The 25,050-nt window shown below is 46.4% G+C and carries 27 protein-coding genes and 1 pseudogene; 21 read left to right on the plus strand and 7 right to left on the minus strand.

All coding sequences use genetic code 11. From position 1 onward, the window contains the following. Positions 1-7: 7 nt before the first annotated feature. From rsbW to TCA2_RS21990, 3 genes are all read left to right on the plus strand, one after another. A complete protein-coding gene (gene rsbW / locus TCA2_RS21980; protein WP_047913744.1) occupies positions 8-460 on the plus strand; it encodes an anti-sigma B factor RsbW in 453 nt (150 codons plus the stop codon). Next, a complete protein-coding gene (locus TCA2_RS21985; protein ID WP_047913745.1) occupies positions 457-1,230 on the plus strand; it encodes a sigma-70 family RNA polymerase sigma factor in 774 nt (257 codons plus the stop codon). The genes rsbW and TCA2_RS21985 overlap by 4 nt, the downstream gene beginning before the upstream one ends. Before the next feature lie 111 nt (positions 1,231-1,341). Next, positions 1,342-2,328, plus strand: coding sequence for a magnesium transporter CorA family protein (locus TCA2_RS21990; protein ID WP_047913746.1), 987 nt, complete (start codon positions 1,342-1,344; stop codon positions 2,326-2,328). A 92-nt stretch (positions 2,329-2,420) separates the two neighbouring features. On the opposite strand, the gene TCA2_RS21995 is transcribed toward TCA2_RS21990, so the two are convergent. The 4 genes and pseudogenes from TCA2_RS21995 to TCA2_RS22010 all read right to left on the minus strand — a co-directional run bounded on the left by TCA2_RS21995 (position 2,421) and on the right by TCA2_RS22010 (position 4,387). After that, positions 2,421-2,789, minus strand: a complete 369-nt coding sequence (locus TCA2_RS21995; protein WP_047913747.1) for a DUF5665 domain-containing protein — start codon at positions 2,787-2,789, stop codon at positions 2,421-2,423. A 183-nt stretch (positions 2,790-2,972) separates the two neighbouring features. Continuing rightward, positions 2,973-3,371: pseudogene (locus TCA2_RS22000) on the minus strand (YtxH domain-containing protein); the annotation flags it as partial. An 85-nt stretch (positions 3,372-3,456) separates the two neighbouring features. Continuing rightward, positions 3,457-3,714 (minus strand): GlsB/YeaQ/YmgE family stress response membrane protein, encoded by a 258-nt coding sequence (locus TCA2_RS22005; protein WP_047913748.1) that lies wholly within the window; start codon positions 3,712-3,714, stop codon positions 3,457-3,459. A gap of 106 nt (positions 3,715-3,820) precedes the next feature. Further along, a complete protein-coding gene (locus TCA2_RS22010) occupies positions 3,821-4,387 on the minus strand; it encodes a phosphatase PAP2 family protein (RefSeq protein ID WP_052512263.1) in 567 nt (188 codons plus the stop codon). Between the two features lie 296 nt (positions 4,388-4,683). Between TCA2_RS22010 and TCA2_RS22015 the strand changes: the two genes are divergently transcribed. After that, complete coding sequence (locus TCA2_RS22015; RefSeq protein WP_047913749.1) at positions 4,684-5,727, plus strand: asparaginase; 1,044 nt, start codon at positions 4,684-4,686, stop codon at positions 5,725-5,727. Positions 5,728-5,771: 44 nt separating this feature from the next. Here the strand turns inward: TCA2_RS22015 and TCA2_RS22020 are convergent, their stop codons facing one another. Further along, positions 5,772-5,993: a DUF1128 domain-containing protein gene (locus tag TCA2_RS22020; protein ID WP_047913750.1), complete on the minus strand. Its 222-nt coding sequence runs from the start codon at positions 5,991-5,993 to the stop codon at positions 5,772-5,774. A gap of 101 nt (positions 5,994-6,094) precedes the next feature. On the opposite strand from TCA2_RS22020, the gene yyaC reads away from it, so the two are divergent. The 5 genes from yyaC to TCA2_RS22045 all read left to right on the plus strand — a co-directional run bounded on the left by yyaC (position 6,095) and on the right by TCA2_RS22045 (position 11,274). Beyond that, positions 6,095-6,694, plus strand: coding sequence for a spore protease YyaC (gene yyaC, locus TCA2_RS22025; RefSeq protein WP_047913751.1), 600 nt, complete (start codon positions 6,095-6,097; stop codon positions 6,692-6,694). 19 nt (positions 6,695-6,713) lie between these two features. Then, positions 6,714-7,505, plus strand: coding sequence for an alpha/beta fold hydrolase (locus TCA2_RS22030; RefSeq protein ID WP_047913752.1), 792 nt, complete (start codon positions 6,714-6,716; stop codon positions 7,503-7,505). A gap of 252 nt (positions 7,506-7,757) precedes the next feature. Then, complete coding sequence (locus tag TCA2_RS22035) at positions 7,758-8,399, plus strand: DUF6483 family protein (RefSeq protein WP_047913753.1); 642 nt, start codon at positions 7,758-7,760, stop codon at positions 8,397-8,399. Positions 8,400-8,505: 106 nt separating this feature from the next. Beyond that, positions 8,506-9,690, plus strand: a complete 1,185-nt coding sequence (locus TCA2_RS22040; protein ID WP_081872743.1) for an SAM-dependent methyltransferase — start codon at positions 8,506-8,508, stop codon at positions 9,688-9,690. 153 nt (positions 9,691-9,843) lie between these two features. After that, positions 9,844-11,274 carry an O-antigen ligase gene (locus TCA2_RS22045; RefSeq protein ID WP_047913755.1) on the plus strand — a complete coding sequence of 477 codons (1,431 nt, stop codon included), beginning with the start codon at positions 9,844-9,846 and terminating at the stop codon, positions 11,272-11,274. 112 nt (positions 11,275-11,386) lie between these two features. Here the strand turns inward: TCA2_RS22045 and TCA2_RS22050 are convergent, their stop codons facing one another. Beyond that, positions 11,387-11,728: a hypothetical protein gene (locus TCA2_RS22050; RefSeq protein WP_047913756.1), complete on the minus strand. Its 342-nt coding sequence runs from the start codon at positions 11,726-11,728 to the stop codon at positions 11,387-11,389. A gap of 291 nt (positions 11,729-12,019) precedes the next feature. On the opposite strand from TCA2_RS22050, the gene TCA2_RS22055 reads away from it, so the two are divergent. From TCA2_RS22055 to TCA2_RS22105, 11 genes are all read left to right on the plus strand, one after another. After that, complete coding sequence (locus TCA2_RS22055) at positions 12,020-12,586, plus strand: thioredoxin family protein (RefSeq protein WP_047913781.1); 567 nt, start codon at positions 12,020-12,022, stop codon at positions 12,584-12,586. A 1-nt stretch (position 12,587) separates the two neighbouring features. Continuing rightward, complete coding sequence (locus TCA2_RS22060; RefSeq protein WP_047913757.1) at positions 12,588-13,223, plus strand: MBL fold metallo-hydrolase; 636 nt, start codon at positions 12,588-12,590, stop codon at positions 13,221-13,223. 229 nt (positions 13,224-13,452) lie between these two features. Next, positions 13,453-13,836, plus strand: a complete 384-nt coding sequence (locus TCA2_RS22065; protein ID WP_047913758.1) for a hypothetical protein — start codon at positions 13,453-13,455, stop codon at positions 13,834-13,836. A 167-nt stretch (positions 13,837-14,003) separates the two neighbouring features. Further along, positions 14,004-14,291, plus strand: a complete 288-nt coding sequence (gatC, locus tag TCA2_RS22070) for an Asp-tRNA(Asn)/Glu-tRNA(Gln) amidotransferase subunit GatC (RefSeq protein ID WP_047913759.1) — start codon at positions 14,004-14,006, stop codon at positions 14,289-14,291. Between the two features lie 26 nt (positions 14,292-14,317). Further along, a complete protein-coding gene (gene gatA / locus TCA2_RS22075) occupies positions 14,318-15,775 on the plus strand; it encodes an Asp-tRNA(Asn)/Glu-tRNA(Gln) amidotransferase subunit GatA (RefSeq protein WP_047913760.1) in 1,458 nt (485 codons plus the stop codon). A gap of 30 nt (positions 15,776-15,805) precedes the next feature. Next, a complete protein-coding gene (gatB, locus tag TCA2_RS22080; RefSeq protein WP_047913761.1) occupies positions 15,806-17,245 on the plus strand; it encodes an Asp-tRNA(Asn)/Glu-tRNA(Gln) amidotransferase subunit GatB in 1,440 nt (479 codons plus the stop codon). Positions 17,246-17,335: 90 nt separating this feature from the next. Further along, positions 17,336-17,809, plus strand: coding sequence for a GNAT family N-acetyltransferase (locus TCA2_RS22085; protein ID WP_047913762.1), 474 nt, complete (start codon positions 17,336-17,338; stop codon positions 17,807-17,809). 32 nt (positions 17,810-17,841) lie between these two features. Then, entirely contained in the window at positions 17,842-18,555 is a 714-nt protein-coding gene (locus TCA2_RS22090) for an MgtC/SapB family protein (protein ID WP_047913763.1), read from the plus strand. A gap of 189 nt (positions 18,556-18,744) precedes the next feature. Continuing rightward, positions 18,745-20,682 carry a DUF4097 family beta strand repeat-containing protein gene (locus tag TCA2_RS22095; RefSeq protein WP_052512264.1) on the plus strand — a complete coding sequence of 646 codons (1,938 nt, stop codon included), beginning with the start codon at positions 18,745-18,747 and terminating at the stop codon, positions 20,680-20,682. A 185-nt stretch (positions 20,683-20,867) separates the two neighbouring features. Further along, complete coding sequence (locus tag TCA2_RS22100) at positions 20,868-21,293, plus strand: Fur family transcriptional regulator (protein WP_047913764.1); 426 nt, start codon at positions 20,868-20,870, stop codon at positions 21,291-21,293. A gap of 131 nt (positions 21,294-21,424) precedes the next feature. Next, on the plus strand, positions 21,425-23,143 hold the full coding sequence (locus tag TCA2_RS22105; protein WP_047913765.1) for a glycosyl hydrolase family 18 protein: 1,719 nt from the start codon (positions 21,425-21,427) through the stop codon (positions 23,141-23,143). An 80-nt stretch (positions 23,144-23,223) separates the two neighbouring features. Here the strand turns inward: TCA2_RS22105 and TCA2_RS22110 are convergent, their stop codons facing one another. Then, positions 23,224-23,601, minus strand: a complete 378-nt coding sequence (locus tag TCA2_RS22110; RefSeq protein WP_047913766.1) for a DUF2614 family zinc ribbon-containing protein — start codon at positions 23,599-23,601, stop codon at positions 23,224-23,226. Positions 23,602-23,724: 123 nt separating this feature from the next. Here TCA2_RS22110 and TCA2_RS22115 point away from each other — a divergent pair, with 123 nt between their 5' ends. Next, positions 23,725-24,603, plus strand: a complete 879-nt coding sequence (locus tag TCA2_RS22115; protein ID WP_047913767.1) for a nucleotidyltransferase-like protein — start codon at positions 23,725-23,727, stop codon at positions 24,601-24,603. Positions 24,604-25,050: the final 447 nt, after the last annotated feature.

Here is a 25,050-nt window from a genome sequence, read left to right on the forward strand (position 1 = left end):
AGAAAGAATGAAAGCAGAAGCACAGAGAGTAACACTTAAGCTGCCAGCTACGGCAGACTTTGTTGATATTGTCAGATTGAATCTGTATGGAATTGCGTCAAAGATGGGTTTCTCATATGAGGACATTGAGGACATGAAGGTTGCGGTTTCGGAAGCATGCAATAATTCAGTGCTCTATGCCTATGGAGAAGAGAATGGCGTTGTGGATGTGTTTTTTGAATTTGATGACGAGGAATTGTCTATTACGGTCAAAGATGAAGGGGAGAGCTTTGAGCGTGTAGAACAAAGAGACGGCATCGCTGCACTGCATGACAAAGATCTAGATGAGGTTCAAATCGGTGGACTGGGATTCTATCTGATGCAGGCTCTGATGGATGATGTCAATGTCGTCACAGAAGAGGGCAAAGGAACAGAAGTCGTCTTGATCAAACGCCTCACTAAGAGTGAGGAAAGGGTATGACCGATCGTTTGACTCCCCAAGAGTCGATGGACGAAGCAGTGGGTTTGATTTGGGAATATCAACAGACCAAAGATAATGAAATTGCTACCGTTCTGATTAAGAAATACGAGCCTATGGTCAAGATGGCCGCAGGCAAGATTTCTCGAAATAGACCAGATTTATACGAAGACCTGTACCAGACAGGTCAAATGGCTCTCGTGAGGCTGCTCAGTCAGTATGATATTAATCTGGGCATCCCTTTCGAGCCTTATGCGATGAAGAGCATGATTGGTCATATGAAAAATTATCTGAGGGATAAGTCTTGGTACATACAAGTTCCCCGCAGGATCAAAGAAAAAGGTGCGCTGGTGCAGCATGCGATTGATGATCTGACGATTAAGCTTGAACGATCACCGGATGTTCAAGAAATTGCGGAATACCTGGATCTAACGGTGGAAGAGACCGTTGAGGTATTGGCAGGACGTGAGTCCTATCATTATGTATCACTTGATTCACCGTTGTCTCAAGACGAGAGTACGGCAACGCTTGGTGAACTTATCAGCTCAGAGGCTAATGATTATGATGCGGTAGAGAAACGAATGGATCTTCAGCAGGCGCTGGGACAATTGAAGGAGCAGGAGCAGAAGGTGCTGCTGCTTGCATTCCAAGATGGTCAATCCCAGCGGGCCATAGCTCAGAAGCTGGGCGTCTCCCAAATGAGTGTCTCCCGGATTCAGAAACGGGCAACGGAAAAATTAAAACAAATTATGACGCAATCCTCATCATCATAGGATAAATTCTAAAGAGGCATGCCCGCATTTCTTACGGAATGCGGGCATGCCTCTTTGTGGATCTAACCCTGTGTTTATGGATAAGAGAGATTGGAATAAGGAGGCATAGAGATGGATCAGCTGAACTTACAGGAAGTAAGGCTGTATGAGGAGTGGGTCTGGCAGGATTATGAGGTATCCGAATTTGATTGTGAAGAGCTGAATAGGCTGAAGGAAGAAATACCTTCTACTGCAGAACGGCTCACCAAGCTGCCTGAAATCCAGACGAATTATATATCTGTCCGTACTATTGGCGGGAAGAATGTATTGTTTGGGTCATTGCTCTATTCTATTAAAAAGAACCTGGACGACGAGCAGCAAAGCCATCAATTTTATTTTTATGTAGATCCGAGTCATCTCATTACCGTAAATATTGATAAGCATACCCGAGAGGCCTTGCTTGCAGACGAGCGAAAGCGGATGTTTGAGGAGGCTGAAGATGCGGTATCGGGTATGTTTATTGTCGCTAGGGCGCTCCTGCATTACTTTCATATAGGTCTGGACAAATTCGAAATCAATTTACGCAGCCTGGAGGAGAGTATGGAGAAGAGAAATGCTCGAACGCTGATGGATAAAATACTATCTGCCCGCTTTGAGCTTTTATTTTGGAGCAATCAATTTATCTCGTTCCAAGAGCTGCTGCATGCCTCCAATGAGGCTTTTCATTTCCTCTCGATCGAGGAGCGAACAACCTATAAACAGCTGACTTACCGGATGAAACGTATGGACAGCTTGTTCCGTCATTATGAGGATGAGATTGATACTTTAATCTCAATCGATAACGCCGCTTCTTCCATTCGCGGCAACGATATAATGAAGACGCTGACGATTGTTACAGCGGTCTTTACTCCGGCGACAGCTGTGGGGGCCATATGGGGAATGAACTTCGAGAATCTGCCTTGGATTAAGACACCATGGGGATTTACGGTTGTCACTGCAGCGATATTGATAAGCATGGCAGGCATGTACATCTGGATGTTTATGAAGGGCTGGACAGGAGATATTCTAAAGATCAAGCCTCGTGGTGAGAAGCCTTCAAACACGAAGAACCCGAGCTGACGGGCTTATGCAAAATAACATGATAAGAAAGCCTGAGATTAGCTGCGTGAGCTAAAGTCAGGCTTTCTTACGTTCTCCATTTAATGGAGAACTTATTTAGAAGCATCGATATACCCTTGCAGCTCGGCAATATATTGACCGATGACAGGAAGATTCATATCCACAATCAGACTGAGAACCCAACCGAGGATCGCTAGGACAAGAACCGTACCAACGGACATTCCTAGACCTCTGGCAATACCTGCAGTCAGATTGGCCAGTATCCGCTTTTTGGGGCTGGTATAATTCTCAAGAATATCTTTGAATTCCGCGCTCTCCATTGCTTGTATAATTCCCTCCAGCCTTTGGTTCAAATTCTTCACCTCATGCCGGAGTTCAAATGGGTGTTCGTTAACCTCTTCTTTGTTAGTATTGCGCTCGGAGTTGATATTCCGATTGGTTTTCAGCTCGACAGAACTCATCAGAAACGCCTCCACTTCTGTAAGAAATTATATTACTCGAATGATCTATAAAAATAGCCAGCTGCAAGCAGCTGGCTATTACGAAAGCAACTTCAATGCTTAAGGCAGTTTGGTTGTCGTAGTTGATGAAGCTGATGGGGTTGAGTAACTACCTTGGGATGTACTGCTATTGTTATTGGAGGATGTGGTCGAGTTCAGCTCATGTTCTGCTTCATTGGCAGCTTTGGCTGTCGTTGCCGCAACTTCCTCGGATGCTTTCTTAGCTTCGCTAGCCACATCATCCTTCGCCTGCTTGATGCTTGCTACGACGGAAGTCGTATTATCGCCCACAGTTTTAGCCAACTCACTAGTTTTACCAGATACGGTTTTAGCAATTTCCGATGCTTTGCTTCCTACCACACCTGCTACTTCTTTGGTTTTGTCGGAGACAACAACCATTTTATCGGATAGATCACCTCTTAAGTCACGGCCTGGCTTAGGTGCAAACAACAAGGCTGCTGCTGCGCCAAGAAGTCCACCGATGAACAAGCCTTTAGCGAAGTTATTACTACTGCCTGTCTCTTCGTTTCTGTAGTCCGTCATGTTTTTAGTATAATCTGTCGCATTATGAGTCATGATTGATCACTCCTTCAATTGTAATGATTAACTCTTTTTTACTAATAACCCGTTAAGCTGCTCTTCTAAACAGTTTACCAATAAGTCCTAAGATAAAGACAAATATGGCTGTACCGATTATGGCGGGGACAACGGCAAAATCAGCGATGATCGGACCGAAGTCACCAAACAGCAGCGAACCAATCCATGCGCCGACAAATCCCGCAATCATTGAACCTAGAATTCCGCCCGGCATGTTATGGCCAACGAGAGCATCACCAATGAGTCCAATGATTATCGCCATCACGATACTAATGATGATCCCCCACATAACAATCGCCTCCTATGCTGCTATAGTGCCTTGCTTACTTCGTATATAAACTATCGGCAGTGAGGTTGAAACAAAGGATGCAGGAGGAGGCGATATGCACTGACTTTTATGGAGAAGCTTCCTGAAGCAGGCGATGCATGCAGAAGGTCCATATGGCTCCGCACAAGAGACCTGTCACAACATCCGTTGGATAATGAACGCCGAGATAAATACGGCTGTACCCGATCAATAGAACAAATAAAGCGCCAAAGAGGGCAAGAAGAGATCCAGACCCACCTCTATTTTTGATTGTCTGCACGAGCAGGACGAAGATAACGCCATAGAACCCGGCAGCAATCATAGAATGACCGCTTGGAAAGCTGTATCCGTGGGCGGCCATCAGCTGTTCAAGCTCAGGTCGTTCTCGTCTAAGAAGAATTTTGAGCACATAATTAATGCTCCACATGCTAATGAAGCTGACCGCTACGATATATGCGTTTACATAAAGTTTACGAAAGATCCCATAATAGCTCACAAATACAAGTGCAACAATGGCAGTGATATTAAAAGAACCAAACTCGGTAATTCCTTTAATAATCGGCAGTAAGGAATAGTACCAGCTGTCAGCATGAGGAAAAAGGTAAAACTGGATATTTTCATCAATCGCTTGAACCTGATCGACTCCAACTAGCATAAATAAGAGTACGATGATGAGAACAAAGGTCAGGCTGCCAGCTAGTCCAATAGTTGTCCAGTAGAATTTTTTTTGCTGTTATTCGTCATTGATGTGTAACTCCTGACTTTGATTGAATTGGTTGTGGATTTTGCAGATTTATGTGGGATAGAGGTAGATCGTATGTATTCAGCTAATTTTCTTCTAGTCTATCCATTATCTCTGTCAAAATGGTTTCTTTGTACTATACTGTACTATGGTGTTCGTTTTGGTACAAACCAAGCGGCTAGCAAGTTCCTTGAGAAGGAGAGAAAAACATGTTAGATGCATTATTATTAACCGAATTCCGGGGTGGTGTAATGGAAAGCGCACACCGCGGTCATATATCAATAGTGAATGAAAAAGGAAAAGTTGTCTATTTCGCAGGTGACCCCCATTTTAAGACCTTTACCCGCTCTGCGGCCAAACCACTTCAAGCCATACCGGGCATTAGGGCTGGTATACAAGAGAAATATGGCTTCACTTCCGAGGAAATTGCCCTGATGGTCTCCTCCCATCGCTCGGAGGATTTTCACCAGCGTGTATTGATGCAGATGAAAAATAAGATCGGAGTAGATGAGACAGGGCTGGTCTGTGCTCCGAGTTATCCGCTCCATGAAGAGAGCAGAACGGAGTATATCAAGAAGGAAGGGCATAAACGAAGAATTCTTCATAACTGCTCAGGTAAACATATGGGGGTACTTGCCTATACGAAGCTGAAGGGGGCTGACGCTAGTACTTATGCCGATCCGCTTCATCCTGTGCAGCAGGAAATCAAAGAAGTGATTTCACAACTTACAGAGGTATCACAGGAGGAGCTGTCTCCAGGAACCGATGGCTGCGGATTTCCGGTCTATGCGCTGCCTATTTCAGGAATGGCGAGAGCCTTTCTTAAACTGGCTTGTCCGGATTTGATTGCAGATGAATCTACCCGGCAGGCTGCGCAGCTTATTACTGCAGCGATGAATACAGCACCAGAAATGGTGGGAGGAACAGGCAGAGTAGATACGGTTCTGCTTCAGGATTCGAATATCGTTGCCAAGGGCGGATTTCAAGGCGTGTTTTGTTTTGCTCTCCGGGAGGAGCGGCTGGGGATCAGCTTCAAGGTTCTCGATGGCTCCGAAGAGGAGTGGGGACTGATCACCGCATCGATACTTGAGCAAATCGGTTATCGTAATCAGGCAACCTTGAACGCATTAAGGAAACAATTCTCACAGGACATTCGTAATGATGCCGGAACCGTTGTGGGTACCGCACAGCCTGTGTTTGTTCTTCAACATGAGAATTCATCTGGATTAGAACCATCATTCAAAGACCAATAAAAAAACTGCCCCTATTCTGCCATTAGGCAGGAAGGGGCTGTTCGTTATGCGCGGAGACGGCCGAGTTCGGATACGAGCGCCTCTACTTCGGAAATACTGAGATTGCTTTTGGAATTAACGATTTCGTAAATATCCAGGATATCGTCGTACTGAGCTACTGTGAACGCGGATGACTGGAGCGCAGAGGCACTCGCCATTCTTAGTTTAGACTTGATGGCATCAATCATAAACTCGATGTTCTGCTGATTTTTTTGGGTTAAATCCATGTTCCGTCCATTCCTTTCGACTTCATTAAAGTTTGTTCGTATTGTATCATGTAAGCATCAGGATAGAAAGATAAAGAGATAAAGAGGAGGTTCGTGAACCCTTGTCCAAATTCACATCGACAACATCCAGGACAACAGCCTCTGGTCACAAAAGAAGTGGAAAAGGAGCTCTTGCTTCATTCTTCAAACAGATTGCAGCGCACCATTCTATAGATAAATTAACCTTTGTATGTATCGGAACAGATCGTTCCACAGGTGATGCATTGGGTCCGCTTACCGGAAGCTATTTAGTAGAGTACGGATTTCAGCACGTGATGGGTACGCTGCCGAACCCCTGTGATGCTGCAACATTAAAGCAAATGATCCGCACAATTCCCGCTGACCATGTAGTCATTGCGATTGATGCTTGCCTGGGCTCTGCAGTTGACGTTGGTGATTACCTCTGCCGGGAGCGTTCACTGGTACCTGCTGAATCGGTAAAAGGAGACCTGCCTGCTGTCGGTCATTACAGCATTGCCGGTATTGTTAACGTGAATGGCCCCAAGCCGTATACGCTGCTTCAGATGACTTCTCTACATCGGGTAATGAATATGGCGCGTGAGCTTGCGTTGGCTGCTCATGAGGGATTTCAATTGCAAACTGGTTCAGCAGAGTCTGAATTGCTTAATGTATGTAATACTGGATTTCATGATCCATGCTAACAGAAAGAGGGCGAATGTAATGGAAAAAGTACAATTAGGAAATCATGTTATCGCTTATAGAGATCATGGAGAAGGACAACCGGTGGTATTGCTGCATGGTTATTGCGGAAGCTCTGACTACTTTGAAGAGGTATTGCCTCAATTAGTGAAGCAATATCGCTGTATCGTACCGGATCTCAGAGGTCATGGGGAATCGGGGACGCCTAACAACAGCTGCAGTATTAGCGATATGGCAGATGATATCGTGGAGCTGCTCAATCATTTGGGTATTCAGCAAGCTAGTGTTTTCGGCCATTCCTTAGGAGGATACCTCACACTATCTATTGCAGACAGATATCCTGATCGGCTTAATGCCTTTGGCTTAATCCATTCAACGGCTTATCCAGACAGTGACGAGGCCAAAGAAAAGCGTCTCAGAGCAGTGTCCACTATTCAAACGGAAGGGATTCAACCCTTTGTGGATGCTTTGGTTCCTAATCTGTTTGCAGCAGAGCACCAGACGACGATGGTATCCAAGATAGATCGAGTCCGGGAGATTGGTTATCGGACTTCTCCTCAGGGAGCATCCAATACGGCCATCGCCATGAAGGAACGTCCTGACCTGCGGCATGTGCTGGATGAAGCGAGTGTTCCCGTGCTGTTAATAGCGGGAGAACAGGATGCCGTTGTGCCGCCGGATCGGACCTTTACTTCAGACAGCCCGAGAGTAACGCAGTCGCTTATCACAGATGCTGGTCATATGAGTATGGTTGAGCAGCCGGATGAATTCCTTCGTGCGCTTACCAGCTTTATGAATAATAATGTAAAATAAGTGCTGTATCTATATAAATGGTTAGACAGCAGGCTTGGGGTAATTATCCGGGCCTGCTTTTTATATTGCTTGCACAGTTTCGTGGAATCAAAGAGCCTCATATTTTACAATCAGCTTCTTACAACAAAGTCTTTCATGTTTGGCTTTTTCCTTATATTCCGGGTACAATTTAAATGGAGTGCTGGAACGCTCAGAACTCACGGATAAGCCGCTCCGTGCTTCGGACAGACGGCCAAAGGAGAAGAGACGCTGATGTTTAGAAGAGATTATCTCCTCCGCATGGTGGAGGAAATGACGGAAATGATCGGTAAAGTGTTTGAGCTGAAGCAGAAGAAAATGCATATTGATGCCTTATGGGAGCTGGATGAGTGGCTTAAACGCCAGTTCCGGCTTAATTCTCAGCTGCTGAACTCTCTTCCGGTTGAAGATATCATCGATTTGTTCCGGCTTGGTGACGGTGTGGAAGTAGACAAGGTCCAGCAAGTGGCACGAATTATGGAAGAGGAAGGCCGAGTGTACATGGATCAAGGGTCGACTGATCAAGCACTTGTCCGCTGGATGAAAGCTCTGCATTTATATTTATATAGCCTGCTTCATGGGGCAAACAGAGAGATCTTAAGTGCACCTGAACGCGTTGCGGCATTGCTGGAGGAAATTAAAGGGTATGAGCTGCCTGAGAAGACGGAAAGACTAAAGGCGTTATATCACGAGAAAGCGGGACGATATGACGAGGCGGAGAACAGCTGGTATCGCTTGAGCAGGCAGGAGCAATATGCACAGGAGGCGGCTGAGTTCTACAAGCGTCTGCTGCTGCAAGAGGATGTACAGCTTGAAGCGGGAGGTCTGCCTCGCACAGAAGTGGAGGAAGGACTTCGGGAATTGCAGGGCAGATAAGTAGGATAGACCTGCCGGTGCTGGCTTTATAAGACAAGCTGAGCTGGACAATGTGTTCTGATATGTTATTGTTACTCAAAGAACAATGTTAACCATAGAAAGTGAGATGTACCCTTTGGATTCATTACGAAAATTAATTGAAGGTATTTTTGAAGAGCAGGGACTGATTACGGCTACACTAAGTCAGCTTCGCAAGAAAGAAGGACAGACCTTCACTAAAGTGCAGGTTAAGCCGGTTCTGCTTAAAAACAAACTCCATTACCAATTTGCATACCATCAGAACAATAAAGTAACTCACGATAATTTGATCCCGGATGAAGCTGCTGAGCGGATGAAGCAATTATTTGAGGAGACTTTTCGGCAAGGCATGATTTGTACTCCTGAAGCCGACTATCAGATCTTGATCAGCAAGAAGTACAAAGTGTCGATCTTGACCAAAACTCCCTCCAAGCAGGAGGCGGATTTGTCTCATAATCGGAAGAAACGTTATGTGCTAGAGGACGGCAAGCCGATTCCCTTCCTGATTGAGCTCGGTATTATGAGCGATGAAGGCAAGGTGCATGCCCGTAAATATGATAAGTTCAAGCAGATCAATCGCTTCCTTGAAATGGTGGAGGATGTACTGCCTAATTTGCCGCAGGGACGACCGATTACGATTGTCGATTTTGGCTGTGGCAAATCGTATCTTACCTTTGCTCTATACCATTACTTGGCTGTGCAGCAGCGCAGGAAGCTTCAGGTCGTAGGTCTGGATTTGAAGGCAGATGTGATCGAGCATTGCAGCCAAATCGGCAAGAATCTGGGCTATACTGGGCTGAAATTTCTGGTAGGGGACATTGCAGAATACAATGAGCTTGAACAGGTGGATATGGTCGTTACACTTCATGCCTGCGATACAGCAACAGATGCTGCTCTTGAGAAGGCGGTGCGCTGGGGCGCATCCGTAATATTATCAGTTCCGTGCTGTCAGCATGAGCTGTTTGCTCAGATGGAGGCAAATGTCATGAATCCTTTATTATCACACGGGATTCTCAAGGAACGGTTTGCTGCCCTTGCTACAGATGCCATTCGTGCCAAGCTGCTTGATATTATGGGCTACCGTACACAGCTGCTGGAATTCATCGATATGGAGCATACACCCAAGAATATTCTGATTCGCGCTGTAAAGGGAAATGCTGGAGATACAGATCAGTTGTGGAATGAGTATACGGCATATCGTGATTTCTTGCATGTTAATCCTTACTTGGAAAGAGCATGCGCAGATCGGTTACCGGTGGGAGCAGCAAAGTAAGGGGATCTTGTCCTCTCCAATTGTAATCTCACAACCTACCTGCCATATGTTTCAAAAGTCCAGCCCGGAAGGGTTGGGCTTTTTTGGGTTAGGCAATAGTAATAGGAGAACATTCCAGTGAATGAATTCTAGTAGAAAAGGGAGCTTCCTTAAATGCAGCATACAGATTCAATACGAACGAGCAAATCGGATAAAGGGTTGGCCATTCATGCCTTAGATTCAATCGGACTGCTCGTTACGGCAGTGCTCGTGTATGCTTGTCTGCATCAGGGGTTGTTCTTCTCTTTCACATGGGAAGGGATCAGCGTCTGGTTCCCGGCTGTGCTGCTTGGATTGTGGCTGTTCACCATTAATACGTCTTCAAATTCAGCAAAAATAATGTACAATCATACACCCCTTGTTTTGATACCGCTGCTCATCGCATTGATCTATGCGTGGCACCTGCTCTTTGGAAATCCGGTAAGCCTCAATGGAACAAGAGACAGCCTCATGCAATTTTTTGTCATTAGTGTGTTCGCCGCAGGCTGCTGTATTCTTGGACATTCTATAAGAGGAAAAAAGTGGATCTCTGCAGGCTTTCAGCTGATGGGCTGGCTGATGACGCTAAGCGGATTACTGGCCGTATGCGGTCTGCTTGTCCTTCCTAATGCAGTAATGCGGACGGATGATCCTCTGCTGAGTGCCTATGGTGCCAGACTTGCGGGCTTGGTCGAATACCCTAACGCGTACGGCGTGCTGGTCGGGATGTTCTTCTTGGAGCGGCTGGCTTCAGCCGCTTCGGCATGCTCCAGCTCCCCGGCAGGCGAGCTGAGGAAGGTGGCAGAAACGGCCCTCGGCCTGTTCCCAGCTGCGACCGCGCTCCTCATCAGCGAGTCGCGCGGAGCATGGCTCGCGCTGCTGCTGAGCGCACTCGCACTGCTCCTGCTTCAGCGGCAAGGCAGGCGCCTGCCGCTGCTCTGTGCGAGTGCGCCGCCGCTCTTATGCGCCGCGCTCGCACATCACGCCCTTGCCGGCGCTGCACTCGCGCCGGCTCCACTCCCCGGCCTCATGCTGCTGGCCGGGGGCGAGATCGCAGCGCTCGTATTCGCGCTGCTGCTCCATGCCCTGCTGGCACGCGGACACCGCGTGGCTGCCGCGTGCGTGGCCCTTGCTGCACTGACGGGTGCAGCGGGGCTGGTGTACCATACCGCCATCAGCAGAATCACCTCCGGCGCAACTTGGTTTGCGAGGGAGGCGATGTGGCGTGATGCGGTGCTATATGGTGTGCGCTCCCCTTGGCTTGGGCATGGCGGGGACGCATGGAAGCATGCGGTATATACGGTCCAATCCTCACCGTATATTGGCACAGAAGTGCACAGCGGATATCTGGATCTATTCCTCGATACCGGTGTCATGGGGCTTATGCTCATGCTGCTCCTATTCGCTTACATCCTGCGCCTGCTGTTACGTCATAGTCGGGAGACCATTCCCGTGTGCTTGATTGTCATGCTTCATGGCGCAGTCGATTTCGACTTCAGCTATCCTTTATTTTGGATGCTGCTTGTATTAATCGCAGCCTGGAAGCTGCCGGTGGAGCGCTTGTAGTCACTAGCCGAACATCTTGCATCGCTATTTTGTACCGGGCGGGTATCTTGTTTGTTGAGCCTAGCGGATGGAGAGAAGAAATTGGCATAGTCTGGGCCGCTCTACATAAGTTCTAACCGCCGTAAGCGTCTCGGAAGGCGCTGGACAGCTTGGCAGCAGGCACGTTCCACAGCTCGGACAGCTCGGGAAGCACCTCGGTGTCCCACCAGTCGCACTGGGCTTTGCGATTATCCTGATGCTCTGTAACCCAGAGCAGGTTTGCGATGACCTTGCGGTAATACAGGTCCTCTCCTTGCGATACTAAATCCGGGGCAATATACAGCTTCATCCGTTTTACAGTCCGGTACAGCTCCTTGCTGCAGGCACGTCTTATTTTTCTTGCGGACGGAAGCTTGGGTGCCGGTCCCTTGGAGAATGGGGCTGTCTGCTTGCCGTAGCGGGAATGCTCTTTCATGCTGATCGACCTCCTCTTTAGGTACCATATGCGGATGAGGGAAGGGCGGATACACTTTTGACCATTCTCAAGCACAGGGCATAGCTGCGGATTCCGGTAGACTTTCTCCCAGCCGAAAAATCAGCTATTATTGAAGATGGAGCTGCAATAAGAGGCAACGTTGTGATGCAGGATAACAGCTTGACCTTGTTTTCCTATCATTCCTGGCAGCTGCTGTTTGTTAAGAGCCGAATTAGTTTATATGTAATCAATAATTCAAATCATGCTAATACGGGAAAGGAAGTGCTTTTCATGGCTCCTAATTTATCACACAAGTTCGGTAAAGGATTGTCCCCCCAAGAATTTATAGAGGGTATGACACAGAATAAAGAAGCTTTTCTAGATTGGTATAACCGTTTCGAGTGGACGAACGAAGAAGATAAATCCTTCTTTGACAGCTTGAAATACCGTGATGACCTGCGAGCAGTCATTATCGCTGCAGATTGGTGCGGTGATGTCGTTCGAAATATTCCTGTCGTGCTCCGGGCATTGGAAACGACGGATATGCCGGTAGACATGCTCATTATGGAGCACCATCTGGAGATCATGGATCAGTTCCTGACCATGGGTGGACGTTCGATTCCAGTCGTTATTTTTACAGACTCGGGCGGTGCTGTTCTGGGAACCTGGGGCCCACGTCCTGAGCATGTCCAGGAGGTAATGGTTACCTTCAAGGAGAATAATCCAGACCGCGAGGCTGCGGATTATCAAAATAATCTGGCAGAGACGCGTCAGGAGATTAAACGACGTTATGGGGAGGGAACGGAATATCAAGCAGTCATCGTCAAGGAGCTGCATGAGTTGATATCCGGTTTTTAGAATGCTGAACATACGAACTTTCAGTCTAGGTCCCCTGCAAACCAATGCCTATTTGGTGCAGGGAGAAGACAGCGGCAAGGCTTTTATCATTGACCCGGGGATGAATCCGGCTTCTCTGATCAGAGCAATCGAAGATTTGGAGATTGAGGCTATTATATTGACCCATGCTCATTTTGATCATATTGGCGGTGTCGAGGAGATACGCAAGCTGAAAGGCTGTCCGGTATATGTGCATACCGCTGAGGCCGAATGGCTTACGTCGGCAAAGTGGAACGGTTCACTGCGCTGGCCGGAGCTTGGCGGAGAGATTACGGCGAGTCCGGCGGAATATGATCTTGCAGCGGGTATGAAGCTGGAGCTTGTAGGACAGACCTTTCACGTGTATCATACACCTGGGCATTCACCAGGAAGCGTGAGTCTCTTATGCGGTAAGGATCTGTTTGCTGGTGATGTTCTGTTCAGAGCCGGCGTAGGAAGAACCGATCTGCCAGGCGGAAGCGAGCGGGACCTGATTCACTCCATCCAGAATACACTTTATACATTGGAAGATGATGTTAAGGTGTATCCAGGCCACGGCCCAAGGACGACGATTGGTTTTGAGAAACAAAATAATCCTTATGTTCGTCCTGGACGTTAATTTGGGACATCCTGTCGATAAATGCTTCAAAATATATAGACAAATTTTTTATTATTGGTTACAATTATCTTTATTGAAACACCCACTAACTTTGCAAAGCACGCAGACTGCGGACGAGTCCCGGTTTGCGTTCTTTTTATTTTGTGTGCATTTTCAGCCCATTCTTTCCATAGACAGCATTCTTTATTTTTAGTAGACTAGACAGACAATAACAATCAGGAGGTAGACGATGCTACAATTAGGGGAGAAAATTATCATCGTCGCGGACGCCTTTGAGCAGAATCTTCCTGTAGGGGAGTATGGTTATGTGATCGCATATGACCGGAACCCGGATAACGCTTTTGACTATGTGATTCGTGTACCTCAGGTAAACCGCAATTATTTCGTACCTACCGGCGATGTCGAGCCGGAAGCTTTGATCTTGAGGCAGGAGGCGGAGCGAGTCGAGCGGGAAGCTCTGATTGATTACGCTCTGGCGACACATAACGAAAGACTGTTTCGTCAGCTTATGAATGGCGACAAAGTGGAACTCGTGGAAGAGGAAGAGGCCGCAAGCGAACCGATGTCAACAGCAGATTTTATAAAACAAGTCAATCTTCGTGCGTGGATTTGAATGATAAGGGTCGGCATTTGCCGGCTCTTTTTTGTATTCTTGGAATTGATAGGCGTATTGGGTATAATCGGGTAACACTTGTATTTTCATTTGATTCACCGCATGGACGTGTTAAAATGGACACAATATGACTAGTATAGGTATTTTTAGAGGGAGGATTTGAAGGCATGAGTATTACGAAGCAGGATGTGCAGCATGTGGCCAAGCTGGCCCGTCTTAATCTCAGCGAGGCAGAAGAAGCGCAGATGACGGAGCAGCTGAATGCCATTTTACAATATGCAGAGAAGCTGAACGAGCTTGATACAGAAGGTGTGGAACCAACTACGCACGTGCTTCATGTATCGAATGTAATGCGTGAAGATGAGGTTCGGGAGAGCCTGCCGATTGAAAAAGTAATGCTGAACGCGCCTGATGAGGAAGATGGCCAGATCAGAGTGCCGGCTGTACTTGAATAAGCTATTTTTTAGGGAGGTTAATAATCTTGAGTTTGCTTAAACTTACACTACCTGAGATACATAATAAGCTGCATGCCAAAGAGATCTCGGTTTCCGAGCTGACTGCAGCATCTTATGCAAGAATAGGACAAGTTGAGGAGCAGGTACGTGCGTATCTCACCCTTGATGAGGAAGGAGCAATGGAGGCTGCAAGAAGGCTGGATGACAAGCTTGTATCAGGCGAAGCCCGCGGACTCCTATTTGGCCTGCCTGCAGGAATCAAGGACAATATTTCGACAGAGGGACTTCGTACAACCTGTGCAAGTCAGTTCCTATCGAACTTTACTCCCGTTTATGATGCGACTGTCGTTAAGAAGCTGAAGGCAGCGGATATCGTAACACTTGGCAAGCTGAACATGGACGAGTTTGCGATGGGCGGCTCGAACGAGAACTCAAGCTTCTATCCGGTGCGTAATCCATGGGATCTGGATCGGGTGCCCGGGGGCTCCAGCGGGGGTTCAGCTGCGGCAGTGGCAGCAGGAGAAGCCTACTTCACACTCGGCTCCGACACGGGCGGTTCGATTCGCCAGCCTGCCTCTTATTGCGGCGTAGTCGGTTTGAAACCGACTTATGGTCGTGTTTCCCGTTTCGGCTTAGTTGCATTTGCTTCTTCCCTCGATCAGATCGGTCCGGTTACGAAGAATGTCGAGGATTCTGCTTATGTGCTTCAAGCGATATCCGGATATGATTCCATGGATTCGACATCAGCCAATGTCGAAGTTCCTGATTTTCTGAGCAGCTTAACCGGAGATGTGAAAGGTCTGCGGATCGGGGTTCCTAAGGAATATATCGGCGAAGGCGTAGATCCTTCCGTGAAAGAGACGGTAATGTCTGCGCTTAAAGTCCTCGAAGGACTTGGAGCAACTTGGGAAGAGGTATCTCTTCCGCATACAGAGTATGCTGTAGCCAGCTATTACTTGCTAGCTTCCTCTGAAGCATCTTCTAATCTTGCCAGATTTGATGGCGTTCGTTATGGCGTTCGTGCCGACAACCCTGACAATTTGCTTGATCTGTATCATAAATCCCGCAGTGAGGGCTTCGGCAGTGAAGTGAAACGCCGGATTATGCTCGGGACATACGCACTCAGCTCAGGCTATTATGATGCCTATTACTTGAAGGCTCAAAAAGTCCGCACGCTGATTAAGAATGATTTTGACGAAGTGTTTAAGAACTATGATGTCATTATTGGACCAACAGCGCCTACGACAGCATTCAAGCTCGGTTCTCAAGTAGACAATCCGCTGACGATGTATCTGAACGATATCCTTACGATTCCTGTCAGCCTTGCAGGTGTGCCTGCGATTAGCATTCCTTGCGGTTTTGCTGATGGAATGCCTGTCGGAATGCAAATTATCGGCAAGGCTTTTGATGAAGCGACCGTTCTTCGTGTTGCCCATGCATTTGAGCAGCATACGGAATATCACAAACAGCAGCCACAGCTATAGGGCCTAAAGGAAAGAGAGGGAGAATGAATCATGTCAACATCCAAGTACGAGACAGTCATCGGGCTTGAAGTCCATGTAGAGCTGCATACCAAATCTAAAATTTTCTGCGGCTGCTCCACGGAGTTTGGTGCACCGCCGAATACACATACATGTCCGATCTGCCTGGGACATCCCGGGGTTCTTCCGGTGCTGAACCGTCAGGCGGTCGAATACGCGATGAAAGCAGCCATGGCTCTGAACTGTACGATCGCAGATATAAGCAAATTTGACCGCAAGAACTATTTTTATCCTGATTCGCCTAAGGCCTATCAGATCTCTCAATATGATCAGCCTGTTGGAGAGAATGGCTGGATAGATATTGAAGTGAACGGAGAAACCAAGCGTATCGGAATCACACGTCTCCATCTGGAGGAGGATGCGGGTAAGCTGACTCATATGGATGGCGGTTATGGTACACTTGCGGACTATAATAGAGTAGGTACGCCACTGGTTGAGATTGTATCAGAACCAGAAATTTCTTCGCCGGAAGAAGCGCGTGCTTATTTGGAGAAGATCCGTTCCATCATGCAATACTGTGATGTATCCGATGTGAAGATGGAGGAAGGGTCCCTGCGCTGTGATGCCAATATCAGCTTGCGTCCATACGGACAGAAAGAGTTCGGTACCAAAGCTGAGCTGAAGAATATGAACTCCTTCCGTGGTGTACAGCGCGGTCTTGAATATGAGGAGTACCGCCAGGCTGAGCTGTTGAATGACGGAGACGAGGTCGTTCAGGAAACTCGCCGCTGGGATGAGTCGCAGGGCAAGACACTGTCCATGCGCAGCAAGGAAGAGGCTCATGATTATCGCTACTTCCCAGACCCAGACCTTGTCACACTTCATATTGATCAGGAATGGAAGGATCGGGTAAAGGCTACGATTCCAGAGCTTCCTGATGAGCGTAAAGCGCGTTACACGGCAGAGTACGGCCTGCCTTCCTATGATGCCGATGTCATTACAGCTTCCAAAGCGGTAGCTGATCTGTTCGAAGAGAGTCTTAAGCACACTTCGGACGCCAAAGCCGTATCCAACTGGATTATGGGAGATCTCCTTGGCTATCTGAACAGTGAGAATCAGGAGCTGTCAGCGGTTCCGATCACGGGTGAAGGTCTTGGCGAAATGATTGGATTGATTGAGAAAGGCACAATCAGCTCGAAGATCGCGAAGACCGTATTCAAGGAAATGCTTGTGAGCGGCAAGAAGCCGCAGCAGATTGTTGAGGAGAAAGGTCTTGTCCAGATCAGTGATGAGGGAGCCATTCTTGGCATTGTTGAGCAAGTCGTTGCTGCGAACCCCCAATCGGTTGAGGACTACAAAGCAGGTAAGCAAAAAGCAATCGGCTTCCTTGTGGGTCAAGTAATGAAGGAAAGTAAAGGCAAGGCGAATCCGGGTATGGTAAACAAGCTGCTTGCTGATGTCTTGAACCGGTAGTATCCTTTAAGTATAGATTTAAGATCGTTGAACACGGAAGCTCGTCCATTGCGGCGGGCTTCTTTTTGAATTAGGGGGCTGGTTAGGGAAATGATACTAAATATTTCTTTGCAAGACAGGGACCTGATGCTGGAAGTATGGAAACTGCAGCAGATGGCGTATCGCTTGGAGGCCGAGCTGATCGGCTTTCATGACATTCCACCACTGCTTGATACCATTGACAGTCTTCAGGAATGCGGAGAGACGTTTTATGGGTATATAAATGAAGATATGGAGCTTATCGGGGCGATTTCGGTGGAGCAGGAATGGGAAGACAGCCTGACGATCTCAAGAATGATGGTTCATCCGAATCATTTTCGAAGAGGTGTTGCCGGTCAGCTTATTCAGCATGTGCTGGATCAGTATTCAGAAGTGCGTAAATTTATTGTGTCGACAGGCATGAAGAATACACCTGCTGTAATGCTGTATCAAAAGTATGGCTTCGAGCCGGTACAGAGCTGTGAGATTGCGCCGAATGTGGAATTAACGACGTTCCATTTGAATAGGATGTACGATCGTTCTTAATTCAGACAGGATTGACGGAAGGAGAGATGCAAATGAACGATCCTTGGTATATCAGTGAATGGAGCATACTTCTTAGATTGCTCCTTGCCATGCTTATGGGAGGGCTTATCGGACTTGAACGCGAGCGCTCCAACCATGCGGCAGGCTTCAGAACTCATATTTTGGTATGTTTGGGTTCATCATTAATTATGATCTTATCGGTCTATGGCTTTGGTGATTTTGTAAATGAGGTTAATGTTCGTATGGACCCTGCACGTTTGGCGGCAGCCGTTATTACCGGCGTGGGCTTTCTGGGAGCAGGAACGATCCTGTTTACGGGTAAATCCATCACTGGGCTTACGACGGCAGCTTCGATATGGGTAGTCGCAGCCATAGGTCTTGCTGTAGGGGCAGGCTTCTATTTTGCCGCTGTAATATCAACGCTGCTGGTACTTCTGAACCTGTGGGTATTTAATAAAGTTGAACGCCGATACCTTAAAACTAACAAGCAGCACTTAATAACACTAAGCGGAGACTCATCTCCCAATCTGATTGAGAAGATTTCCGCCTTTATGGAGGCTGAGAAGATTATTATACGGAAAATGACGGTGAGTGATCTGGAAGTGGGTCCTCCCGGCTATCGATCTGAATTGAATCTTCATGTGGAAGTATCCCTGCACGTACTTGTTCCTAACAATTTTAGTACCGTGGATCTGGTTACCAAGCTGCAGAGCTGTCATCAGTTCAGGTCCATATCAGTGGAATAAACAAATTTTTGACACTTTACTTTTCGTTACTTGAGAAGTAAGGTGTCTTTTTGTAGACAAAATATATTTGGAATTTGGAAGTTTGTGCTGCAAACAACATAAGCTTTCCAGTTACTATAGAAGAAGAATAGGGTAGTATCAAAAGAAAAGCAGATTATGCGATTGTTCTATTGGAGGTGAGCACCTTAAATGCAGATGAATATCGATCCGAACCCGAAGCGTCCAAAAAGGCGGCTCCAGCGTAACTGGCACAAGTTTATTGCAGGTTTATTGTCTGCGTTGTTCCCTGGCTTGGGTCATATTTATTTGGGTTTGTACATTAAAGGCCTCACTTTTATTTTCTTGTTGCTGCTGGATTTAACGGCCTTATTATACTTCTCGTCGATTGGGATTCAGATCAATGTTCCGTTAATTATTTTATTGTCGCTCGTCATACCCGTCATTTATTTCATCAATATTTATGATGTTCTGCAATTAGCAGATTGGGTGCTTATGAAGAAACGCCGTATACAAACAGCGGGGGAGCCAAGTGAGGACTCGTCGATATTGCGTCCAGGCATCGGTTTTATGGGATGGGAGCGAGGCTTATCCTTTGGTATGCTGCTGATCTTTGGCGGTGGATTAATGGTACTGTTTGTACAGAAACCACGCTGGCTTGAATTGTATTTGGCCCAGTATGGGTTATATGCTGTAGGCGCTGCCCTTGTTATCGCAGGGTTATTATTGTTAAATCGAGAACTGATATTGTCCTTAACTTTTAAGAAACGTCGTATGAATAAGAGTGCAGGCTCTTACTTAAAAATAAGAATTGGGAGATATACAGCATCGATCCTTCTCATTGTCGTTGGCATTCTGCTCATAATAGACAAGGTCTATCAGACCGAGTATGTTTTCAGCCTAGTTAACTATTGGCCGTTTATTCTGGTCATTTGGGGGATTGAGTTTATTATCGCCTTCCTGCTCAATCAAGTATTACGGCCCAAGGCAAAAAGGAAATCACGCTACAGATTCAGACCCGATTTTAAAGGCATATTATCGGCAAGTGTTATGATCTGCTGTATTTTTATTGTGACTCAGCAGGATCATTACGCACATCTGTGGAACCGAGTGAGTCTCAATTTAAGTGCCGCTTCGCTGGATTACAGTGAGGCAGCTGACAACCAAATTGAAAAAGAAATGATTTCTATTCCAGTTGAAATGGAAACAGGTGCCGTTGTCGTTGAAAATGTGAATGGTGACATTCGAATTAACCGGGGCGATGTAGAGTCGGTCGTCGTCAAGACGATTGCATGGGTGGATCAAGTAGAGCCTGTTGAAGCCCAGGCCATTGCAGATGCATCCGAGATTAATACCCAAGAAGGGAAAACGATCCAAATTGCCGCCGACCCTCAAGGGTATGGGAGTGAATCTAAACGCCAGCCTAGAATGAATCTGACCATAACGATCCCGGATGACCGGCGCTTTGATCTTCAAGTGAGAACCTCTAATGGCTCTGTATATCTTGACCGGCCAGAGGCAATTAGCAGCATTGATGTCGAGAGCGGGAATGGAAAGATCTATATTCATAATGCGATTGGAGATGTTCAAGCTAAGACCCTTAATGGGAATATATCGGTAGCTGATGTAATCGGAAGTGCAGTACTGAATACCAATCGCGGGGATCTTCGAGCAGAGGGAGTGACAGGCAGTGTAGATCTTACAACGCTTGTCGGACGAATACAGGCCTCAGATATAGTTGGGGATATTACAGGCAGCACACGCAACGGGAATATTACCGTAAATGAACCGGTAGCTAAGTTAAGATTAGAGACACTGAACGGAGCGGTTCAAGTCCATACGAATCAGATCGGCGGAGACTGGGACATTTATAGTGCTGTCGGCGATATTTTGTTAACCATTCCTGAGACAGGAGATTACGAAGTATCGGGCTCAAGCACTTACGGTAATCTTAACGTCGAACTTCCCTATACGATTGAGAATAGGATGATTACAGGCGTCTCAGGTACAGGAGAGCATAAGGTTCAAGTAGAGGGTAATAGTGATATAACAATCCAGCGCTCCACATTGGAGGATGAGACCAGCCGGGAGAACACGGAGACGAATCGGACGAATCAAATGCTGCAATGATCACTTGTTTTATTAGAATTTCATTAAAGATTCCCTGAATTGCTGGCCTTACATGCGTTGACAACAATTAGAATTAAACTTTACAATATATTTGTGTGATGAAGGTTACTGTAATTTTTGTGTTTTTATGAGACTATCTATTTTCTTTTTATAGGCGCATGATTAAAGGTAAGGCGGTGGGCCATATGTCAACACGTGTCCAACATGCATTAGAACAATTAAAAACGACCGGTGTTCGTATAACGCCTCAGCGCCATGCGATACTGAATTATCTGATGGAATCCATGGGACATCCAACAGCTGATGAGATTTATCGAGCTCTTGAGCCTCAGTTTCCAAGCATGAGCGTAGCGACCGTATATAATAATTTGAAGATGTTTACAAATGCCGGTATGGTACGAGAGCTGGCGTATGGTGATAATGCGAGCAGGTTTGATGCCAATGTCACAGACCATTATCATATTATTTGTGAAGCTTGCGGAACCATTCGGGATTTCAATTATCCTTCGCTTGCTGATGTGGAAGAACGAGCCGGGCTGGATACAGGTTTTCAGGTAAACGGCTTACGGTTGGAATTGTACGGTGTATGCGAGAGTTGCAGGCCATCGTAAAAGGTGTATACAATAAGCGTGAGAAATTCCTTTAATGGGAGTATCTCACGCTTTTTAAATTTTTGGGGATCGGCGGCTAACGGCTATGAATTAGTTAAGAAGCAATTGCTATAGGATGGGGGAGCATCAAGTTGGCAAAAGGTTATCGCAAAAAGAGAAGGCGAAAGCCCAGTTTTACTAAAAGAATCGCAGCTATCGGATTTATTGGCGTAGGTATCTATTTATTGATCACGACATTTAATCCACAAAATATATATGAAGACGCAGACTGGAGAGGTTTTACGAAACCGATCTTTGTACATGGAGAGCTGATGGATTATGAAGCTGTAGGCTCGGGCGAGAGCTTGCAGCTCCCGCTTCCTGTTTTACAGGAGGCTGTCGATCCGGCAATGCGATATGAAGATGGGGATGGCGCGATTATATTAACTTCACCGGATAAAGTATTGAGACTGCATGTCGGTAAAGAGGAAGCAGAGCTGAATACGAAGGAATATGAGCTTCATACGGCACCTTTTGAAGAACAGGGAATACCTTATGTACCGTTGCAGGCAGTAAAAGAAGTGTATGGCGTTACCGTACACGAAGATATGGAGACCGGTGCTGTGCTTCTAATGAACGCAGGCGAAGTGATTCAATACGGTTCAGCAGCAGGGAAAGATCCTGAGCAGGAAATTCCGCTCTATAAAGAGCCAGATAACAGCTCCGCTATCACCGCGCAGATGCATCCAGGGGATCGGGTGAGGATTTGGTCCTCGAACGAAGACTGGCATTATGTTCAAATGGATGATGGTTATGCGGGGTATACAACTGCTGGCAAAATAAAGCCGACAGAAAAGGTGACAGTTCCGGCACTTGAATCAGTACCCACCGCAGCCGAACAGCGTTGGAAGGGGAAGACAATTAATCTGGCATGGGAAGCCGTATACAATAGAGCAGCTGATCCGGCCAACCTGCAGACGATGAAGGGCGTCAATGTGGTGAGTCCGACATGGTTTGATATTACTGATGGCAATGGCTTGGTGGAGAGCAAAGGTGATCTGGAATACGTTCATAAGGCCAAGGAGCTGGGGATGGAAGTATGGGGACTGCTCAGCAATAGCTTTGATCCGGATATGACTGCAGAAGCACTCTCTACTTATGATCGACGAACGGCTATTATCCAGAAGATGATCGAATATGCTGCTGCCTATCAGCTCGACGGGATTAATATAGATTTCGAGAATGTGTATACAGAGGATGGGCCGTTGGTGACTCAGTTCATGAGAGAGCTCCGTCCTTACGCCAAGCAGAATGACCTCGTGTTGTCGATTGCCGTTACACCGAAGTCAAACAGTGAGATGTGGTCCTTATTTTTAGATCGCAGGGCATTAGGCGAAATTGCAGATTACATGATGGTCATGACTTATGATGAACACTGGGCATCGAGCCCGACGGCGGGATCTGTTGCATCGTTGCCATGGGTGACCGCGGCGATGAACAAGATCATGGTAGAAGATGAAGTGCCAGCGGACAAGCTGCTGCTGGGTATTCCATCCTATACAAGAGTATGGTCTATACAGGAATCAGGAGAGGACAGCGGGATTACTTCCAAGGCCATTGGGATGGACTCAGCTCAGGATCTGATTAAGCAGCATAAGCTGACTCCGACATTCTCAGCGGATACAGGACAGAACTATGTGGAATTCACAGAGGGGGAAGTGCGGAATCAGATCTGGCTTGAGGATAAAACCTCACTTCGGGCAAGAGTTGATCTGGCGAGTGAGCTGAAGCTGGCAGGAATCGCCACCTGGAACAGAAGCTTTGCCAATAAAGGTGCTTGGGCAGTTCTTAATGGAATTCATCAGCGTTGAAGAACTCATTCATTATAATGATAAAAAAACAGGGACAGTTCATAATGAGAGCTGTCCCTGTTTTCGTATTCTAGCATCGGCTATGATCTGGATACGGGTTCGGATTTGTTCATGTTCAGTTCTTCAATAGTGGTATTCGCCTGCGCAGGGTCGTGTGTCAATATCGTTTTACAGAACATACAGCGGTCTGTTTTGCCCAGCATTTTAGTGAGCTTGCTGCATTCAGGACATTCAATTTGAACTGCGCTGACAGACATCATTCCAGCCCAAAAATAGATGGCAAGACTGCCCATCATCGCGATCAACCCAATGACAAGTCCTATACCTGCGAACACCTTACCTGCGGTGCCCCAGAATACAATCCCGGCTGTTCCCAGAACCATGAGCCCCATGCCCAGCATGGTAAGCAACAGTCCCCACGTACGAAAGGCTTCAATTTTAGCAGTTTTAAAAATCATAGTTATGCTCCTTATGCATGAGTGTCGTCTTCTCAGTGAAGCAGGAAACCTATGTTCTTATGTAGAACTATATTATAACTTAACTGGAATAAAATCACCATTTTTATTGTCTGGAGGGAGACCGTGGAACTTAAGAATTATTCTTTTTTATCTGAGGAATCATCTAAACACGGAGCAGTTGGAGCGATTGTATATCCTCATTCAGGAGAACAATTTTATGGCTCATTAATGCAGGATTTCGAAGTTCTTGTGCTGATACTGCATGAAGATGGCCCAACGGAGAACAGATACAGGCATTCAGCCATTGGTGAAGTGCGTTATCAGATTCTATATATGGACTGGAAGCGTTTGGCCCGCTGTTTGATTACGGGAGCAGATCGAGGTGTAATTGAAGCTTTTTTACATGGCGATATACTGTGGGACAAGGGTGACAAGATAAAGGTTCACAGAGATTATATACAACAATTTGGTTCAAAGCTCCGCAAGCAGAAAATATTTTATGAGTTCTCTCAATTTTTGCGTACTTACTTGGATGCAAAGAGATGGATCAAAGATGGAGAAGTAATTGATGCTTATCAGAGCGTCTTGGAATCATTAAATCATTGGGCAAGGATTGTAGTGATGGAGAAAGGGATCTCTCCCGAAAGAGCAGTGTGGACTCAATTACGAGACATGGATCGCTCTGTATATAAGTTATATGAGGAGCTTACTATGAGCAAAGAGACACTTGAACAGCGCGTAGAGCTTATTCTATTGGCTTGTGAATTCTCAGTGTTGTCCAAGATGGAGAGCAGCTGCAGTCTTCTCCTGGACATTGTTCGCAGTAGTAATAAACCGTGGAGCCTGCATGAGCTGATGAAGCATCCTGACCTTTGCTTTATGCAAGATGAGATTCCGTTGCTGCTTCGGAAGCTGGTACACCGTTCTATTATTAGAGAAACAGAGAGTCTAGTTCCGTTTGTAACCGAGGGAGGCAGAGAGATTAAGTATTGTGCGAAGTGAAGATTACCGCATTATTAAATCGCTCCAATCTGTTGATTCCCATTGTTATATGTACTGTAATAGAATTGACGCAGAAAAGATCGAATTTAATTGAAAAAAGTTAGCTAAATAGCTTGACTCCAATATTCAAATCGTGATAAATTATAACTCGCCCGTTAAAAAGGCACTAAGTATTCTTGAATCACTTAAATGCAGGAATATCCTTTGCAAATAAGAGGTTAAAAACTTTTTAAAAAAAGTGCTTGACTAAAGAATACAGAGTATGATACATTATAAAAGTCGCCGCTGAAATTAAATGAAGCGATAACGACAAAGTTGATCTTTGAAAACTGAACAACGAGTGAGCAGAATTTTGCAACTGCAAAATTCTAAACGCGAGGTTATGGTACAAGTCGTCAGACTGTATGATAACCGAGCGAAATAAAGAGAACATTACGTTCTCGTCAA

The organism is Paenibacillus sp. TCA20, from assembly GCF_000732325.1.
Taxonomy (GTDB): domain Bacteria; phylum Bacillota; class Bacilli; order Paenibacillales; family Paenibacillaceae; genus Paenibacillus; species Paenibacillus urinalis.